The sequence below is a fragment of the Idiomarina zobellii genome, assembly GCF_900100855.1.
Classification (GTDB): Bacteria; Pseudomonadota; Gammaproteobacteria; order Enterobacterales; family Alteromonadaceae; genus Idiomarina; species Idiomarina zobellii.
The window spans coordinates 99,814-118,328 of record NZ_FNCB01000005.1 but is presented as its reverse complement, the minus strand read 5'-3'; the positions used below and the strand labels follow the sequence as shown (position 1 = coordinate 118,328).

Genomic DNA, 18,515 nt, shown 5'->3' with positions numbered 1-18,515 from the left:
TTTAAATAACCAGCGGTATGAGTTTGCAAAAAGAGCCAACATTCACTCCTGCTCCGTCAGGCGTTCGACTTGCACTGAGCTTAGCGGTATTAGTGTTACTAGGGCTGAACTTAAGGCCTTTGCTGACCTCTATCGGACCACTAACCGGCGAGTTACGCGACATAACCGGCTTGTCGTTCAGTGAAGTTTCATTGCTCACCACCATTCCAATTTTAATGATTGGCGCTATGGCGTTGTTTGCCGGGCGTGTCACTACTGCTCTGGGTTACCGCCACGGTATTGGACTGGGGCTGCTTATTTTAACGGCCGGCCTTATCGCGCGCTTATTTGAGCCTACCAGCACCAGTATGATGACCAGCGCTATTGTTGGCGGTGTCGGTATCTCACTGCTGCACATTGTTATTCCCGAGCTCACCAAGCAGCAATATTTGAAACGGCTCGGCTTAGTGACCGGTCTTTGGTCGGCAGCCCTGATGGGCGGGGCTGCGTTAGGCGCGGTTGCCACTCCCTGGGCTGCCGGCTTGCTACCTGAGCGATACCAAGCCATGGGGAGCTGGAGCCTGTTAGCGGCTCTGGTATTCGTTATTTGGTATTTACCGGTTAACCGAACACCTGTTGCCAGCGTACCACCACGACATTTGCTGCTGCGTGCCTATAAAACACCACGAGCCTGGATTCTGGGGGCTTATTTTGCACTGGTTAATGCCGGTTACGCGGGCTTCATTGCTTGGATAGCACCTTTTTACGCCGAGTTCGGTTGGTCTGCACAGGCCTCAGGTAATTTACTGGCGCTTTTTTCGTTAGTTCAGGTGATTGGCGCTTTAATTTTACCCGCGTTATCACGTTCACAAGATCGCCGCCCTTGGTTAGCGTTGGCTGTACTCACACAAATGGTTGGATTTGTCGGTCTGAGTTGGTTTCCAAATGTGTCGCCCTGGCTGTGGTCGGCACTTTGCGGTTTTGGTTTGGGTGGCGCTTTCCCACTGTGCATTGTTATGGCGCTAGACCATATCGACAATCCCGTTCAGGCTGGTCGCCTGGTGTCCTTCATGCAGGGTATTGGGTTTATGTTTGCCAGTTTAATGCCGTTAGTTACCGGTTGGTTCCGCGACTTTTCCGGTAACTACACATTCGGTTGGCAACTACATATTCTCGTCGGTGTCATTATTTTAGCAATGACGTGGCAGTTTAATCCTAAAGGCTACAAAGGCTTGTTTAATTCACAGGAATAATACGAGCGACCACATCATCGACCAAAGCTTCAAGTTGTGACTGTGAAATACTGCGTCGAGCCATGGTTCTTAAGCCAATAACATTGGTTTGTATTAGTCTTGCCAACTTTTCAGGAGAGCTCTGTCTACTCAGTTCGCCACGGCTTTGAGCTTCACTCAGTGCTTCAGTAAACATTGCTTCAATCGAGTCTAAATACGCATGCACGGGCTCGCTGAAGGCTTTGTCTTCCGGCGTAAATTCCAATAAAGTTTTCACCAACATACAGGCCTTTGTCGGTGCGCAGCTCTCATCCGCTTTTGCGATATTTTTAAGATACTGGCGAAAGCCCTGCAATACCGATGGTTGCTTGGCAATGGTATTTTTAAAGTCTTCCTCAACCATAGCAAAGTACGAGTCCAACGCTTCTTTAAATAAAGATTCTTTATTACCAAACGCCGCATAAATGCTACCCGGTCGCATATCCATCGCTTCCTCAATATCTTTCATTGAAGTGGCATGGTAACCCTGCCGCCAGAATAACTGCAGCGCATTATTTAATGCTGTCTCACGGTGAAACTGGGGTGTTCTTGGCATCCTTGTGTCCCCTTGGTGTTGCTCATAAAAAATTAAGTATAGACCGCTATTTTGGTTATTACAGTAAAGAATTTGTTAAGGAATGTGATCTAACCTGAGCCATTCCGATACAATAAGAAGTGAAATTAATTAAAAGAAGCTGCAGCTGTACGGAAGAAAAAGCATGAAGAAGGCGAGGGATTAAAAGCTTATGTCGTTATGAAAAGCGGCTGCGACAACCTGACAGAGACCAGCCTGAAACAGTGGTTGAGCGAGCAACTGATCGATATTGAAATCCCCACTCATGTTAGCTTTGGAAGCGCGATTCCAACCAATAGCATGGGCAAGCGCAAGGACTGGACTCTTTAAGTTAAACTGGGTTTATTTAGGCAACGCGCGCGTCAAGATGTCATCGAACCGACTGTCGGTGCTTCGAGCCTCTTCCAACATACAATGACCTTCAATGCCGGCATTAGAGAGTTGCGCCATAACTCGTCGAAGACTGCTTTTATTTTCGGGTGACGACAGCGTTGACAGCAGCACAGTAATTAAGCCTTTACCCAAGTGCCCGGGAGTATCGTAATCTCTGATATTTGCGCGAACAATTTCTGCCGTATGCGCCAGCGTTTTGGCGTCGTTAGTCACTTGCAGAACCAACAAAAAGTATGGGTATTCTGGGTGTGCTTTATAAAAACTAAAGCGCCGCTGCAATGCGCGTAGCATCATACGTCGGTTGTAAAAACCGGTGTGCTCGTCTTCACCACCGGTACTGCGAAGTTTCAGCTCCATTTCTTTGTATTCGGTAATGTCCTGCACCGTACCAAAGATGATCTCATCACCATTTTCATCGAGCTGATAAATACCCGACTCTCGCAACCAACGAACAGTGTCATCGCTACGAATAATACGGTGCTCAACGTCACGAACACCAGACTTTTTAGCGGCTTCAATGGCTTCCGTGACTGCCTGACGGTCCTGCGGGTGCGTTTTTTCCATGACGATATCGAGGCCAGGGTCAGTCTTGCTTTTTTCTAAGCCGTAGAGCTCGTACACCGTGTCTGACCAAACCGACTTGCCGGTGTTTAAGTTCAATTTCCAGTGGCCTAAGTTAGCGACCCGTTCGGCAAGTTCAAGATTCCGTTGATGTCTTTTAACCGTCAGCTCTAACTGCTTACGCTCAGTAATATCCAGCAATTGGCCTTTCCAAAGAGTGCTGCCATTAGCCTGCTTTTCAGTCACCGCGTGCCCATAAACCCAGTGGATTTCGCCATTACGAACTACTCTGTATTCTTTGTTCCACGGAATTTGGTACTTCGCCGAATCAAGCAAACTATTAACCACAGAGTCATAATCGTCTGCAACAATAATGTCTTTAAGCACACAGGTGTTTTGCTGAAGGTCGGCCACCGAACAGCCGTAAATACTTTCGATGCCTTCGCTGACAAAATGAAAGTGCCAGTCGCCATTCTCGGTTAACTCTAACTGATAGACAGCACCAGGCAGTGCGTTTGTTAAACTGACTAAATCAACTGATGACTTCTGAGCATTCATATAACCGCTAACTCATAAATATGAATAAGCGCTCATCATACCTTAAAGATTACAAAATAAGCAGTAAAAGAAATGTAAAGTGACCCATTACAAAACAAAATAAGTACGCTATATATATACAAACCATAATAAAAACAGGAGTTTTTATGTCAGCGGAGAAAGCTAAGTGGCACAACGCAATATTGATTCCGGTGTTTTTACCGGCTGTTATTGTGATTACTTTGCTGGTGATAGGGACGTTGAGTGCGCCTGAAAAAGCCGGTGAACTTTTTAACTGGACGTTAGCAGGTATTACTGACAACTTTGGTTGGTTTTACATGCTCGCCGTCGCTCTTTTCTTAGTATTCATTATTGGTGTGGCAATATCGCGCTGGGGGCGTATTAAATTAGGTCCCGACCATTGTGAACCGGAATACAGCTTTACCTCTTGGTTCGCCATGCTGTTTTCGGCGGGTTACGGTATTGCTTTACTTTTTTTCGGTGTCTCAGAGCCTGTCTTACATTACGCGGAACCGCCCGCAGGCGCGGCTGAAACAATTGGCTCCGCTAAACAGGCTATGCAAATTGCCTACTTCCACTGGGGCTTCCACATTTGGGCTATTTATGGCCTAGTGGGATTAGTTCTGGCATATTTCTCATTCCGACATGGCCTTCCACTGTCCATGCGCTCTACGCTGTATCCGCTAATTGGCGAGAAAATTAATGGCCCAATAGGACACGCTGTAGATACCTTTGCGGTGCTGGGAACTATGTTTGGTATTGCCACAACCTTGGGCTTGTCGGTGATACAAATAAACACCGGCCTCAACTATTTGTGGGAAGACATTCCTGTGGGGACCACCGTGCAAATTATTGCAATAGGTGTTATTACTCTCGCCGCGATAGCATCGGTTGTTGCCGGCATGGATAAAGGGATTAAACGGCTGTCTCTGTTGAACATGACACTGGTGCTTTTCCTACTATTATTCGTGTTCATTGCCGGACCTACAATCCACATTCTGGAAACCTTCCTGCAAAACACTGGCGCTTACTTAAGCGGCATTGTGGAACGTACCTTTAACTTGCAAGCTTATGAACGCAGTGACTGGATTGGTAACTGGACGCTATTTATCTTCGGCTGGACCATCGCCTGGGCACCGTTCGTTGGGCTGTTCATTGCCAAAATCAGTCGCGGTCGCACTATTCGCCAGTTTGTTTTTGGGGTCATGTTCGTGCCTACCATATTCACGTTCTTCTGGTTCGCCGTATTTGGCGATACCGCATTGAATATGATCATGAACGAAGGTTACACAGCACTCATCTCTGAAGTGCAGGATAACCAGGCCATAGCCCTGTTTAAACTCTACGAAGAACTGCCTCTGACCAGCATTGTTAGCTTTGTCACTGTGCTCTTAATTATTACCTTCTTCGTGACATCATCGGACTCTGGCTCACTGGTTATCGACTCGTTAGCATCCGGTGGTATGGAAACACCTGTATGGCAGCGTGTTTTCTGGGCAAGTAGTGAAGGCGTTGTTGCGGCAGTACTGCTGGTTGCCGGCGGCTTAGGCGCGCTGCAAACCGCAGCAATAACTAGTGCCTTACCGTTCGCTGTCATTATTTTGATATCGGCGGCCGGAATGTGGCGTGCGTTGGTTATTGAAGGGCACCAATACAACAGTCTGAAGAGCCATCGCCATCATCACCGTCGCGGTGTTAACGAAGGTCCTGACTATTGGAAAAAACGCTTAGCCGGCCTGGTCGACTTTCCGAAAAAAGAGCCTGTACTGGAATTTATTAACGGACCAGCGACAGAATCTTTGAAAAAAGTAAAAGAAGAGCTGAAAAGCCAGGACTGGCCAGCTGAGTTCACGACGGATGAGGAGCACAACCGTATTATTTTAAGCGTTGAAAAAGAAAATGACTTGGACTTCGCTTACGAAATACGTCTGCGCGACTACTTGTTACCTGAGTTTGTGCTTAGCAACGACCAAAATCGCGAAACGTACTATCGTGCCGAGGTGTTCCTGAGACAGGGTGGTCAGTCGTATGATCTTTACGGTTATGAATCGTCGGATATCATCAATGACGTGATTAACCAATTCGAGAACTACCTGCACTTCAGACACCACAGTCCGGGTGTTCTGCCGTGGGATCTCGAAAAACACGATGAAGATCTTAACGACGACATAGAAACCAATAAGTAACGCGAAGAAAAACTAAGCAAGCCGCTCTCCGGAGCGGCTTTTTAGTGGTCGGACTGTTGAATTTTTGCAACATGTGCGAGAATAACCACTAAGTCAGTAGGGAGTCACTATCACTATGGAACGTGTGGATAACCATCCGCAAAAACTTGCCCCCATGCCAAGTATGCTGTTCAGGTCATTATTTACCCTGCAGCGTAGCGATGAGTCTGAGGCCAATTCAGAAACCCTGGAAAAGCACTACTCCATTCCCGCTCCGGCAGATAAGCAACTTGAAAAGTATCACGATGCTTTTGGTGGCTTTGTGAGTGATGTCCCGCTTGCCATGCTTTATTGCATTGCGCAGCGTGCGCACTTAGCGCAAATGCTCGATGACAGCTTCCCCTGGCCGGCACCGGGTTTGGTGCACGTCAGCAACAAACTAGAGCGCCATGCGGTTATTCAAATCGACCAGTCGTTTCAACTGGTGTCAAAAGTCAAAGTACCTAAGCGCGGACCTGATGTGTCTCCACGCCGGTTAAGGCCCCAGTTCACGGTCGAGTTTTGGCAAAACGGTGAGAAAGTCTCCACATGCACCAGTGTTTATCAGGTCATGAAAGGCGATAATAGCAACGCCAAAGCTAAAAAAGCGCCCCCCAAACCCTTTGAGCCCGATGAAGGTTGGAACAACTTAGCGCACTGGCAATTAGGCAGCGGTATGGGTCGTCGATACGCTCGTATATCCGGCGATTTTAACCCTATCCATTTGCATCCGCTCGTGTCGCGCTGGTTCGGGTTTGAAAAACCGATAATTCACGGCATGTATATGATGGCGCGGGCCCAAGCAGAGCTCGAACGTCAACAGTCAAAAGCAGTAACCTACATAGATGTAACCTTTAAACGACCGGTTATTTTGCCTGCGAGAGTGCAGCTATGGGTAAATTTCGCGGAAGATAAAACCAAGTATGAAGTGCGCAGTGGCGACCATACATCTTTAAAACTAGAAGGGTCAGTACGGTTCGACTGACCCCTCATTATTATATTACTGCTTATACACTTTTCCGCCTTTCATAACGAAGCTAACGTTTTGCAGCAGTGTAATATCCTCTAAAGGATTCCCTTTTACCGCCACAATGTCGGCTTTCTTATTCGCTTCGATACGGCCAATTTTATCGTTCTTAAGGAAGTCAGCAGCGATACTGGTTGCCGCTTGAATTGCTTCAGCTTCCGGCATACCGGCTTCGACCATGTACTGGAATTCCAGCGCATTGTCACCATGCGCTGACACACCAGTGTCCGTACCAAAGGCAACGTTCACACCGGCTTTATACGCTTTTGCGAAGGTATCCTGAATTTTAGGACCAATTTCGCGCGCCTTCGGCCTTACGACTTCAGGAAAGTAGCCATCAATTTCGGCTTTTTCAGCAACGAATTTACCCGCCAGTATTGTTGGCACTAAATACGTGCCATGCTCTTTCATTGCAGCAATGACTTCATCGTCCATATAGGTACCATGCTCAACTGAGGCAATACCCGCTTTTACTGCGCGAAGCATACCTGCTTTACCGTGCGCATGAGCCGCTACATGAAAGTTGTAATCATCGGCAATATCAACCAAAGCTTCTAACTCATCGTCAGTAAACTGAGGGTTATCACCGCTGCTGGCCATACTTAATACACCACCGGTTGCGGTAATTTTAATAAAGTCGGCACCATCTTTGTAATGCTGACGAACCGCTTCACGAGCATCTTCTTCACTATTGATAACCCCGTCTTTCGGTGTTGGGCGACCCATAAGCTGTTCTTTCCAGCCATTTGTCGGGTCCGCATGCCCACCTGTTGTAGCAATCGACTTGCCTGCAGTGTAAATGCGCGGGCCATCGGTAATGCCTGCGTTAATCGCATTTCGCAGGGCGATAGTCACATTGTCCGAGTCGCCTGGGTTACGTACCGTCGTAAAGCCAGCTTTCAGCGTTTTCATGCCGTAATTCTGAGCAACCAGGGCCAAGTCGGCTGGGTTCTGAGTAAACTGTTTAATGTATGAGTTGGGTCCTGACTGACCATCTAAATGCACATGGAGGTCAATAAAACCAGGCAGGCAAGTGCTGTCCGATAAGTCTATCAAACTACCCGAATTCCCCGGAGCATTAACCTTCACCGATTTAATATCACCGTTTTCAACTTCAATATAGCGCTCACCAACAAGTTGCCCTGATTGGCTGTCAAAAACATCGCCGCAATGCAGCCAGTCACTCGCCTGCGCAGATGTTGCAGCCAAACCAACGGCTATGCCTACTGCTAACTTTTTAAGCATGAAACTCCCCTTATTATTATGCTTCGTTTATTGGAATTTCCTGTCCCCAGAGTCGGCGAATATCAGCGTCATTCTGCATTAGCGAAGCCAATGTATAGTCTGATAAAAACCGATAGAACGTTTCCTTACCTTCGTTTATTAAATTCTTCAGCTCGCAGGCTGGAAATATCGCACATTCAGGCTTGTGACAATCTATCCAGTATTCGTCGCCTTCTAACCGACGAATGATCTTGTCTAGTCGAACATCGGCGGGGTCAACGGCCAGCAAAAAACCGCCGTTTTTTCCCCGTCGGGTTTCAATGAGCCCTTCCTTTCCCAATTGATGGACCACTTTATTTAAGTGGTTTCTAGGCACATTAAAAATGCCACTGAGCTCATCAATAGTCACTCTGTCATCATCTTTTTTCGCCGCTAAATACATTAAAACGCGCAAGCCATAATCGGTGTATTTTTTAAGTTGCATAGGTATTAACCCTATCAGGATATAACTAGTTGTGCTCGACAAATATCAGTTGTCGATTACCGCGAGTGGTCAACACTAACCGCTCTTTATTATCGATGCTGACTTGATAAACGCGCTGCATGGCTTCACTGAAGTCTCTTTCCAGCTGGCTGGCCGTTTCCGGACACGCCATTTTGGTGCTGCCCATCAGTCGTATTTGCGCCAGCTCACCACCTAAGTTGTATTGACCGAAATAGCGGTTGCAACCATTAAAGCCGGTCAACTGACCGTCAGCCAGAAAACTCAGTGTTGGCGCTTTCGTATTCAGTGAATGCTCGTCAAACTCAACCAATTGCCACTCAACGCCCTGCACCAGCCATTCGCTGTCACCGCCACAGCCGGAATAGACATTACCGCCTTCGTGCAAATCGACTTGGTAGGGATAGAGACGTCCGCTCATGGAATCTCGACATAAGGTATTTATAACCACTAACTGCGTTTCTGTTGCTGACTCAATACGCCATTCATAAGGACTCTCTGAAACAACCTTAGCAGGCGAAACGTCGACTATAGCTTCAGTGTCTGGCGTAGTAATGGTCATATGCTGCGGGTTAACTGCCACCTGCCAAAAAGGTTCGTTGCCACGCCCCGTGAAGTGTTTTGGCAATGTTCCTTGTTCGACGCACGTCGGCAACTCCTGCCCACGCCAGGTAATAGTTGCTTCGTTCCCTTTTCCCCAGTACTGGGTTATTGGATCTGAACCATCGTTGTATCGTGCACCGGATGCGCTAACCACTCGCTTCAAAGGTACCGAGCTGTCTTTGTAATGAAGTGTCGCCGATTCGTCAGCAAAGTTGAGCTCGACTTCTGCTGCGCCGCATTGGTACTGAATACTTTGTTTCGAGTCGCTGGTAAGTGAGCTGCACCCTGCTAAAACGGAAAGTGCACTCAAGCCCGCTGCCAGTTTTATTATCTTCATCATTTAAAACGCCTTAGCTACTGATTCTTTATCTACACACTTTACTCGCGAATGCGCTTTTAACCAAACGCTCTGAAGAAGCGAGCGACCAGTGCCTTAAAAAAACCGACTAAGGAGTTGCGTTAGATCAAAGATGTTGTTGCGAATCATTATTATTTATATTAGCATTCGCAGCGATTTGATAAACCAATAATGAAATAACCTTTCAAAAAACATTAACAGGGTAGATCATGAAAAAGACGTTACTGACTACGGCTATTCTTACAAGCTTCGCCGCTCCAGCCTTTGCAGAGGTTGCTATTGACCGAACCGATGACATTGAACAAATCAAAATTATCGGTACGAAAACTGATTCGAGAGCCACAGCGGGATCAAGCGCGGTTATCGACGAAGAGCAAATGCGCATCGAAGTACCCACGGATATTAACCAGTTAATGAAAACCATCCCGGGTGTTTATGTGCGTGAGGAAGACGGTCAGGGCCTACGACCAAACATTGGTATCCGTGCCGCAACCGCTGGTCGTGTCAGTAAAGTTACTATTTTGGAAGACGGCGTGATGATGGCGCCAGCACCTTACTCTAACCCTTCAGCCTACTACTTCCCCACCACATTCCGCATGTCATCGATTGAGGTACTCAAAGGCGCCCCTTTATTGCGTTACGGTCCTCAAACCACGGGTGGTGTGCTTAATCTGGTCACGACCCCAGTCCCAGAACAGTTTGGTGGGCAGGTGTTAACAGAGTTTGGTGAAAACAGCAGCCGTGATATTCACGCTCACGTTGGTGGAACTGAAGGTCAATGGGGGTTCTTGCTAGAAACCGTACAGCGCAGCAGCGACGGATTTAAAAACATTGACCGCAGTGGTCGTGATGCCGGGTTCGACATTGAAGATTATGTGGCCAAACTAAAATGGACAGGCGATCGTCAAAGTTTACTGGCTAAATTCCAGTATTCAGAAGAAACCTCAAACGAAACTTATGCAGGTCTTACTGACGCAGACTTCGCTGAAAACCCTAACCGCCGTTATGGGTTGTCTGAAATTGACCAGATGAACAATCATCATGACGCTATCAGCCTTAACTACAACCTGGAGCTAACTGACGCCGTTGAATTGAATGTGCTCACCTATAAAAACCACTTTAAGCGTAACTGGTTTAAAGCGGGTGTTGTTAATGGCTTAGTTGACTTAGCCAATGCGGGTGACACTGACGCGCTAGCTGTTTTACACGGCGAGCAAGATTACCAAGACATAACCTGGACCAACGGTAACCGTGGCTACGACTCTTATGGCGTTGAAGTAAATACCGGTATTGAGCTGGCATCGCACTTCCTCAAAATTGGCGTACGTGATCACACCGACGAAATGGATCGTTACCAATTAAAAGAAGTCTTCGATCAAGTTAACGGTAGCCTGGTGTTTGACTCGTTCATTCAACCAACCGGTGGCGACAACCGTTTAGAAAAAGCTGAAGCCGTCAGCTTTTGGGTTACTGACCAGTGGCAAGTTACTGACGATTTGATGGTTAACCTGGCACTTCGTCATGAAGACGTTGAATCTTCACGCCTACAGTTTGCAGTGCCGGACCGTAGTGAGTTAGACAGCGCACGCTCTAACGATAGCAGCGAATGGTTACCTGGTGCCTCCTTTACTTATGACGTAAACGACAACTGGCAGGTTCTTGCTGGTGTTCACAAAGGCTTCTCTCCTTTAGGTGGCGGCGCAACCGAAAACCAGGAGCCTGAAACCAGCACGAACTATGAAGCTGGCGTGCGTTACAACCAAGGTGCTCTATTTGTCGAAGCGGTTGGTTTCTACAGCGACTTTAGCGACACCACACAGCAATGCTCTATTGCTAACCCTTGTGACAACGGCGCAGAGTCAGGCAACTACGTCCTGGGCGATTCGGTCGTTCGCGGTTTAGAATTCCAGGCGAGCAACACCTTTGAAGCTGGGAGCTTCCTGATACCTGTAGATGTGACTTACACCTACACCAAAGGTGAAATTAGCAAAGACAACGCCGTGTCAGGTCTAATGGATGGCGATGAGTTAAACGATATTCCGCAAAACACCTTCAGTATGCGCGTTGCTTTAGACAACCAAAACGGTTGGATTAACTACGTTGTAGCGAAGTACGCGGACGAGATGTGTGTCGATGTCGGCTGTAACCGTACCGACAGTCAATTCGACAGAACGGAGTCTGTATTTGTGACTGATTTTGTCAGCCGTTATGAGATGAACAACAACATGGCGGTTTATTTCAAAGTCGAAAACCTGTTTGATCAGCAAAAAATTGTGGCTCGCTCACCGCATGGTGCACGCCCTAACAAACCTCAAACAGCGTCATTTGGTGTTGAATACACTTTCTAAACGCCAGACTCTCTCCCTGGCTTTTTTGCGGCCCCACAAGTTGGGGCCGTTTTTTTGTTTACGGGTTAATTATTTGGCTAAACCAATAAGGTAATCCGCCAACGCACCCATTCCAGTTTGCTTCACATCGGCTTCGCGCTCGGCAGTTTGATTGTAGTTCGTATTGGTATTCACGTCATAAACGTACAACTCGCCTTTTTCGTCCTCAATGAACTCAATACCCGCCACATCAATATCATTTGCTTTCAAAAACGCCTCAAGCGCGAAAATAATTTCGTGGCCGTTAAAGCGTTTTGTAATCGAAAACTTATTGGGGGTCTCCGCCGGTGCTTCGCTCGTGGGGCAGAACGCATCGTCAACACTGCATACGTCCGCCGGACAAAGCTCAAAACCCTGCTCTGTATTCACATTGACTGCGTATACAAACTTCTGACCAACAAATTCGCTACGAGTAATGTGCGGTTGCTTCGGCTTAATGTACTCCTGCAACAGCCAAACACCGTCTAATGGCTCTTCGTAGTCATCGCTCTCTATATAAGCTTGCAAACCGGCCACATCGTCAAACTTGATAACTCCCAAGCCCTTACCGCCACGGTTTGGTTTCAAAATAAGTGGCCATTGAGCAAAGTTTTCAGCCGCTTCCGCAATAAGCTCTTTGCCAACCACAGCTTGTGTTTTTGGCACATTGAGTCCGGCTTTTTGCAAAGCCGCATACTGCGATAATTTACACACTTCCAGCGCCAGCACACCGCTGCCATTCACAACGGTGCGGTTGTTGTTTTCAAGCCAGGTAAGCGCCATACGGGTCAGTTCAGGTGCGAACCGATGTCCACGCGTATGTGACGATGCGCTCATACGGTTGTAGTACACCGCATCATCGGGTAGTTCGGTAAAAGGAATAATCCCCGTATCAAGAAACCATTCTTTGGCCGCAACTCCGCGCTTCTCAAATTCTGCTCTCAATGGCACTAGCCACTCTTCATTTTCGTGCAGAATAACAATATCTCGCATGTGAACCTCTTATCTATTATCTTTACTGGGAAAGATACGCTATGGATAGAAAAATCGTTTAATGAAACATTTAGCGCTGGGGCCATTAACCACTCTCACTGTACTGCTTGCCACCCAACTCGCCAATATGCCTTTACCGGCAGCTCTTACCCTGTGTACTGTGATCTGGGTCGCTTGGTGGTGGGTCACCGAATGCATTCCTCTGCCTGTCACTTCATTGTTGCCCTTCGTGTTACTGCCCGTATTCGGAGTTATTGATACCAGCACCGCTGCAGGCGCGCTGGGTGACAATATCATTTTATTGTTCATGGGTGCCTTTATGTTGGCCAAAGCGGTGGAAGCCAGCGGCGTTCACAAACGTATGGCATTAACGCTTATCGCCCGTATCGGAGCTGACAATGGTCGCAAAGTGGTTATCTCGTTTATGGCTGCGACCGCATTTTTATCCATGTGGATATCGAATACCGCTGGTGTTCTGGCACTTTTGCCCGTCGCTCTGGCACTCGCCGATGCCAGCGACGACGAAAGCTTTCAACGCGCACTGTTATTGGGTCTTGCTTACGCCGGCTCGTTAGGCGGTATTGCTACCCTGGTCGGCACACCGCCTAATTTAATTTTCGCCTCCATTTATCAGAATATTACCGGAACCGAGTTCAGCTTTACCCGCTGGCTTGGCATTGGTTTACCGATGGTATTACTCGGGTTGCCTGTTATTGCCTTCTGGCTCACCCGAAACGTCAAGCTCACAAAACCATTAGAGCTTCCCACTACGAGTAAAATGACCACCTATGAAAAGCGCGTATTAATAGTGTTTGGTGCCGTCGTTTTTCTGTGGATAACCCGCACAGCACCATTTGGCGGCTGGACCGGCTTTTTAGGGCTGGGCAGCTTAAATGATGCCACTGTCGCTTTAGCCGGTGTGGTTGCGATGTTTGTGATTCCAAGCGGCAAAGTTAAGCACGAAAAACTGCTTAACTGGCCGTTGGCAAAGGACATTCCCTGGGGCATCTTGTTGTTGTTCGCCGGCGGTATTTGTCTGGCCCGGGGCGTTATGGAAAGCGGTTTGGGCGATATCATTGGCCAGTCGCTCACAGCGTTAGGTGCGCTTCCTTTATGGTTGCTCATTTTTGTGCTCACTCTGACCGTCTCGTTTGTCACCGAAGTCACATCCAATACAGCGACCGCCACTCTACTTATGCCTATTTTGGCAGCCACCGCTACGGCATTACAGTTACCGATTGAATTACTGATGATTCCGGCCGTTATTGCCTGTAGCTGTGCATTCTGCATGCCTGTCGCAACACCGCCAAACTCTATTGTGTTTGCCTCTAAACGCATTACGATAAAAGCTATGGCACGAGAGGGAGTTGTTCTTAACGTTCTACTGGCCGTAATAACAACAATTGCGGTGTTGCTGTTCGTTTAATGCGGGCGTGGCGCTAACAGGCTATAATTGCGCCTCTTTTTAATTTAAAAGGATTTCTAATGAGCGACTTCCCCGCCTGCCCTGAATGCCAGTCAACCTTCACTTATCACGACGGTAACTTACTGGTTTGCCCTGAATGCGGCCATGAGTGGTCTGAAGATGAACCAATAGACACTGAAAATACCCCCCAGTACCGTGACTCTAACGGCACACCGCTTGAAGACGGCGATACCGTCACTGTGATTAAAGACTTGAAAATAAAAGGATCTTCTTCCGTCGTTAAGGTCGGCACGAAAGTAAAAAATATTCACCTGGTAGAGGGTGATCATGACATCGACTGCAAAATTGACGGCATTGGCCCAATGAAGTTGAAGTCAGAGTTCGTGAAAAAAGCGTAACTTAACTTTTGCGGTGTAATATTGAAACGCCACCGCGGGAAGAAGTGTAAAGATCCCTAAATTCATTGGTTTTTTTCATAAAGGTTCGCTAAAAAGAATACATACATTTATGTATGTTAAGGGGAGCGATTATGGAAATACCTGTTTTGCTCGCCATTGTTGCAGGACTTTGGGTAGCACTTGTTCTGGCAGGCGGCTTAGAAGCGCTAAAACACCGTTGGCTGGTGAGCCGCATTCCGGTTCGTGTTCATGTCAATGGTACGCGCGGGAAAACCAGTGTCACTAGACTCATTGCCGCAGGGCTTCGTGCCGGCGGTAAACGTGTTTGTGCGAAAACAACGGGCTCCGCCGCCGCAGTCACCGACCCTGACGGTCGCGAGTTCCCAATTTACCGCATCAGTGGCGCAAACATTATAGAGCAAATGCGAACACTTAAACGCATGGCAAGATTAAAGCCTGAGATTGTCGTGATGGAGTGTATGGCATTACAACCACAGTACCAGTCTTTAAGTGAGCTACGCATGGTGCGCTCCAATGTGGGTGTCATTACTAATGCCCGCCCTGACCATTTAGATGTGATGGGTCCCGGCGAAGAGGATGTCGCCTTAGCACTGGCGGGAAGCACTCCGGTGAAAGGTAATTTATTTACCGCCGAACGTGACTTATTACCGACTTTCGAGCATTCCTGTAAAGACAGAAAGTCAGAGTTACACGGTATCTCATTAGAAGAAGTCGAAGCGATTTCCGATGACACCATGAGTCAGTTTCGTTATGCCGAGCACAAAGAAAACGTCGCTTTGGCCTTAAAAATTTGCGAGCACCTGGGCGTTGACCGTGATAAAGCCTTAAAAGGCATGACCGAACTTGAGCCAGAAGCCGGTGCCATGCAGGTTCTGCACATTAACTACTTCAAGCGAGAGATTGTTTTCGTTAACGGTTTTGCAGCTAACGACCCTGAGTCGACCGGTAAAATCTGGGAAAACATGATTGAGAAATTCGGTGAAGGCCGCAAAAAGATCATGCTCATTAATTGCCGGGCTGACCGACCTCATCGCTCACAGCAAATGGCTGAAGAAGCGGGCAAATGGACCGCCGCCGACAAGGTTATTTTAATGGGTTCGGGTTGCTTTGTCTTTGTTCGAAATGCCGTTAAACACGGTCTCGACCCAGAAAAACTATTGGTACTCGAAGGTGGTGAAACCACTGACATAACCGAGACTATTTTAGAAGAATCTGCAGGCAACGCACTGGTTGTTGGTATGTGTAATATTCACGGCGGCGGCGAAGAAGTCGCTCGTTTCTTCCAAAACCGTGCCGTTAAAGAGGAAGATTTATGATAGCGCTTAACATATTGGCCGTTGCCATTGGCGTTGGCTTATTTTTCACATTATTACTTACCCATACATTGGGATTAGCAGCAGGTGGTTTGGTCGTTCCCGGCTATGTCGCTCTGCAGCTGACAGACCCGCTAAGCCTGGCCATTACCTTACTGGCTGCGCTCATTACTTATTTGATTGTAAAAGTCATTGCCAGTTTTGCCATTATTTATGGCCGCCGCCAAACCATCATTATGATTCTGACCGGCTACTTAATTGCGGGTCTGTTCGACTTATTTATTGGCAACTTAGTGAACTGGGCTGACTTACAAATGATTGCTGGCGGTGATGATGCGCAAGCCCAGGTTGGAGCACTTGAGTCCTCTGTCATGATGTCAGTCATGGAAAGTAGCATTATCGGTTACATTATTCCTGGACTTATCGCTATTTGGTTTGATCGGCAAGGCGTTTTGCAGACACTGTGCGGACTAGCAGTGACCGCCGTATTAGTACGTTTAGCGCTAATTGTCATTATGCCTGAATCTCTGCAGATGTATGAAGCTAGCAAAGCCTTTCAAATGCCCGGTTGGTAACAGGAGAACCCTATAATGAGTAGTTTTACTAAAATTTATTGGCGCTCTTCAGGTGTACCAACCTGGGGACTTATTTTCTTAATTGTCGTCGCAATTATCGTGGTTGTCGCGGCAGAAAAAATGAAACAACGCGATCCAGTCGTTGAAGACAACTACGCGACCATGGTGAACGCTGCTAAAATCATGCGTGAAGGCATGAATGTGCTACAGCCACTAAGAGCTCAATTAGCACCTATTAACCCGGAGTTTGACCCACAAAGGTCTGGCTTGGTCGGTTTAGAAAACAGTATTGTAACCACTAACCATGGCGGTCGTGAGTCAAAACAAACCACCATTAACCCAAATTGGGCCGCTGTTGCTGTTAAATTATTAGCGGAAGCTGGTGTTAAAAAAGGTGATTTAGTTGCTGTGACTGTTTCAGGCTCATTTCCGGCTCTCAACTTAGCAGTATATTCTGCGCTTGAGGCAATGGAGGCCAATGCTGTTATTGTTGCTTCCGCTTCGTCTTCACAGTGGGGCGCCAACGTTCCCAACTTTCTATGGCTAGATATGGAGCGTAAGCTGCGCGAATCGGGTGTTATTAGCCTTCATGCCGACTACGCCTCAATTGGCGGTATTGAAGATCGAGGTATCGGTCTTCCGGAAGAGGGTTTAAAGTCAATTAAGGCGTCTATTGAGCGAGCTGATGTGAAATTCATAGAACCAGCTAACTATCAGGAAGCGGTCGCCGATCGTATAGCAATTTTCCGTGAATACTCAGCTGAGCGTAATTATACCGCTTACATTAATGTCGGTGGTGGTGCGACCGTTGTTGGCCCTCCCGGCATTGATGACATGTTCAGTTCAGGTTTACAGGAAGACGCCCCTGCACGCGCCTTTGCCGTAGAGACTGTTATGGGTTACTTCTTACAGGAAGATATCCCGGGCATTCACTTCATTGGCATTAAAACCATGGCTGAGCGTCATGGTTTGCCGTTGATGCCACCTGAGGCTGTGCCTGTTGGAAATGGCGGCGTTTATTCTGCGACCACTTACAACCGTTGGTTGGCGCTGGGGTTGGCTGTCGGCTTATTTGGTCTGACGTGGCTTATTGTTCGCTCCGCGCGTATTACCAGTTTATGGCAACGTTCGGGCCACAGCGGTAAAGGCACAAAGCCCATGGTTTAATCGTGACCATTTCATCCAAGAGCACTCAAAGCGGCGAACTAGGCAACTGGCTCGCCGCCGTTTTTTAAGTCATAACAATGACAAATGGTCTGCCAGGCTTCTTCGGCACTATCGACAATTTCAAATAACTCTAGGTCCTGCTCGGCAATTGTGCCTTCTTCCACTAATAGATCGAAATCTATAAGGCGTTCCCAAAATTCCTTGCCGACTAAGACAATAGGCACTGGCTCAGACTTTTGGGTTTGAACCAGAGTTAAGGTTTCAAACAGTTCATCCAGCGTGCCGAACCCACCGGGGAAAGCCACCAGCGCCCGCGCACGTTGCAGAAAGTGCATTTTCCGAATAGCAAAATAATGAAACTGGAAGCAGTATTCGGGGGTTATATAAGGGTTTGGCCGTTGCTCGTGAGGCAACACAATATTCAAGCCAATGCTGTCACCTCCGGCTTCCATCGCTCCGCGGTTTGCTGCTTCCATGACGCCGGGACCTCCACCACTGACAATCATTAGGTTTTCATCGTCGTGGCAGAGGTTGTGTTCTGTCGCAATACGCGCAAAGTCCATTGCCTGCTGATAATAAGCACTGTTTTTCAGAGCCCTTTTTGCCCGCTTAAGGTGTCCTTTAAGGGTATCGTTTTCAGGGTCTTTCTCCAGCGCCTGCTCGGCGATACCAACATCATGCTTTGCCTGCTCGGGCGGCAAAAATCGTGCACTGCCAAACACCACGATAGTGGCATCGACATTGTGCTTTTCCAGCGTCAGCTGAGGCTTTAAATACTCCAGCTGAAGGCGCACGGCTCGTAAGTCATCACTCAACAAAAAGTCATGGTCAGCAAAGGCCAATTTGTAGGAGCCTTGCCCCTCTATCTTTGCTATAGATTCTTCTGACTGCTTGGCGGAAATAAGACGACGCCGGCGAAGTTCGTTTTCTGTCATGGAGAGTCCGTTAGGGTTTATGTATTGTTTCGCATCAGTTTACCGTAAAAACGGCTTAAATCTGCTG

At 47.7% G+C, this 18,515-nt stretch carries 16 protein-coding genes and 1 pseudogene; 10 read left to right on the top strand and 7 right to left on the bottom strand.

Features of this window, described 5'->3' with window-relative positions; all coding sequences use genetic code 11:
* The first annotated feature begins 17 nt into the window (after positions 1-17).
* On the top strand, positions 18-1,232 hold the full coding sequence (locus tag BLT32_RS06840; protein ID WP_074668925.1) for a cyanate transporter: 1,215 nt from the start codon (positions 18-20) through the stop codon (positions 1,230-1,232).
* Here BLT32_RS06840 and BLT32_RS06835 read toward each other — a convergent pair.
* Positions 1,216-1,806, bottom strand: coding sequence for a TetR/AcrR family transcriptional regulator (locus tag BLT32_RS06835; RefSeq protein ID WP_053953308.1), 591 nt, complete (start codon positions 1,804-1,806; stop codon positions 1,216-1,218). The genes BLT32_RS06840 and BLT32_RS06835 overlap by 17 nt on opposite strands.
* 144 nt (positions 1,807-1,950) lie before the next feature.
* Here BLT32_RS06835 and BLT32_RS06830 point away from each other — a divergent pair.
* Positions 1,951-2,154: pseudogene (locus BLT32_RS06830) on the top strand (AMP-binding enzyme); the annotation flags it as partial.
* 12 nt (positions 2,155-2,166) lie between these two features.
* Here BLT32_RS06830 and BLT32_RS06825 read toward each other — a convergent pair.
* Positions 2,167-3,336 carry a PAS domain-containing protein gene (locus BLT32_RS06825; protein WP_053953309.1) on the bottom strand — a complete coding sequence of 390 codons (1,170 nt, stop codon included), beginning with the start codon at positions 3,334-3,336 and terminating at the stop codon, positions 2,167-2,169.
* Positions 3,337-3,482: 146 nt separating this feature from the next.
* On the opposite strand from BLT32_RS06825, the gene BLT32_RS06820 reads away from it, so the two are divergent.
* Together BLT32_RS06820 and BLT32_RS06815 are read left to right on the top strand one after the other, a co-directional pair.
* The gene (locus BLT32_RS06820; protein ID WP_053953310.1) at positions 3,483-5,522 is read left to right on the top strand and encodes a BCCT family transporter; all 2,040 of its coding nucleotides are present in this window, start codon (positions 3,483-3,485) and stop codon (positions 5,520-5,522) included.
* A gap of 115 nt (positions 5,523-5,637) precedes the next feature.
* Complete coding sequence (locus BLT32_RS06815; RefSeq protein WP_053953311.1) at positions 5,638-6,525, top strand: MaoC family dehydratase; 888 nt, start codon at positions 5,638-5,640, stop codon at positions 6,523-6,525.
* Between the two features lie 15 nt (positions 6,526-6,540).
* On the opposite strand, the gene BLT32_RS06810 is transcribed toward BLT32_RS06815, so the two are convergent.
* The 3 genes from BLT32_RS06810 to BLT32_RS06800 are packed head-to-tail and all read right to left on the bottom strand — an operon-like array spanning position 6,541 to position 9,236.
* A complete protein-coding gene (locus tag BLT32_RS06810; protein WP_053953312.1) occupies positions 6,541-7,812 on the bottom strand; it encodes a metal-dependent hydrolase family protein in 1,272 nt (423 codons plus the stop codon).
* Between the two features lie 16 nt (positions 7,813-7,828).
* A complete protein-coding gene (locus tag BLT32_RS06805) occupies positions 7,829-8,275 on the bottom strand; it encodes an RrF2 family transcriptional regulator (RefSeq protein ID WP_053953313.1) in 447 nt (148 codons plus the stop codon).
* 25 nt (positions 8,276-8,300) lie between these two features.
* Positions 8,301-9,236 carry an META domain-containing protein gene (locus BLT32_RS06800; protein ID WP_235443966.1) on the bottom strand — a complete coding sequence of 312 codons (936 nt, stop codon included), beginning with the start codon at positions 9,234-9,236 and terminating at the stop codon, positions 8,301-8,303.
* A gap of 227 nt (positions 9,237-9,463) precedes the next feature.
* On the opposite strand from BLT32_RS06800, the gene BLT32_RS06795 reads away from it, so the two are divergent.
* Entirely contained in the window at positions 9,464-11,602 is a 2,139-nt protein-coding gene (locus tag BLT32_RS06795) for a TonB-dependent receptor family protein (protein WP_053953314.1), read from the top strand.
* 69 nt (positions 11,603-11,671) lie between these two features.
* Here the strand turns inward: BLT32_RS06795 and BLT32_RS06790 are convergent, their stop codons facing one another.
* A complete protein-coding gene (locus tag BLT32_RS06790; RefSeq protein WP_053953315.1) occupies positions 11,672-12,613 on the bottom strand; it encodes an ATP-grasp domain-containing protein in 942 nt (313 codons plus the stop codon).
* Between the two features lie 61 nt (positions 12,614-12,674).
* Between BLT32_RS06790 and BLT32_RS06785 the strand changes: the two genes are divergently transcribed.
* The 5 genes from BLT32_RS06785 to pgsW all read left to right on the top strand — a co-directional run bounded on the left by BLT32_RS06785 (position 12,675) and on the right by pgsW (position 17,513).
* Complete coding sequence (locus tag BLT32_RS06785) at positions 12,675-14,039, top strand: SLC13 family permease (RefSeq protein WP_053953316.1); 1,365 nt, start codon at positions 12,675-12,677, stop codon at positions 14,037-14,039.
* A gap of 59 nt (positions 14,040-14,098) precedes the next feature.
* Positions 14,099-14,437: a zinc ribbon domain-containing protein YjdM gene (locus BLT32_RS06780; protein ID WP_053953317.1), complete on the top strand. Its 339-nt coding sequence runs from the start codon at positions 14,099-14,101 to the stop codon at positions 14,435-14,437.
* A 131-nt stretch (positions 14,438-14,568) separates the two neighbouring features.
* Positions 14,569-15,774, top strand: a complete 1,206-nt coding sequence (gene pgsB / locus BLT32_RS06775; protein ID WP_053953318.1) for a poly-gamma-glutamate synthase PgsB — start codon at positions 14,569-14,571, stop codon at positions 15,772-15,774.
* A complete protein-coding gene (gene pgsC, locus BLT32_RS06770; RefSeq protein ID WP_053953319.1) occupies positions 15,771-16,346 on the top strand; it encodes a poly-gamma-glutamate biosynthesis protein PgsC in 576 nt (191 codons plus the stop codon). The genes pgsB and pgsC overlap by 4 nt, the downstream gene beginning before the upstream one ends.
* Before the next feature lie 15 nt (positions 16,347-16,361).
* Positions 16,362-17,513 (top strand): poly-gamma-glutamate system protein, encoded by a 1,152-nt coding sequence (gene pgsW, locus BLT32_RS06765; protein ID WP_053953320.1) that lies wholly within the window; start codon positions 16,362-16,364, stop codon positions 17,511-17,513.
* 38 nt (positions 17,514-17,551) lie between these two features.
* On the opposite strand, the gene BLT32_RS06760 is transcribed toward pgsW, so the two are convergent.
* A complete protein-coding gene (locus BLT32_RS06760) occupies positions 17,552-18,448 on the bottom strand; it encodes an LOG family protein (RefSeq protein WP_053953321.1) in 897 nt (298 codons plus the stop codon).
* Positions 18,449-18,515: the final 67 nt, after the last annotated feature.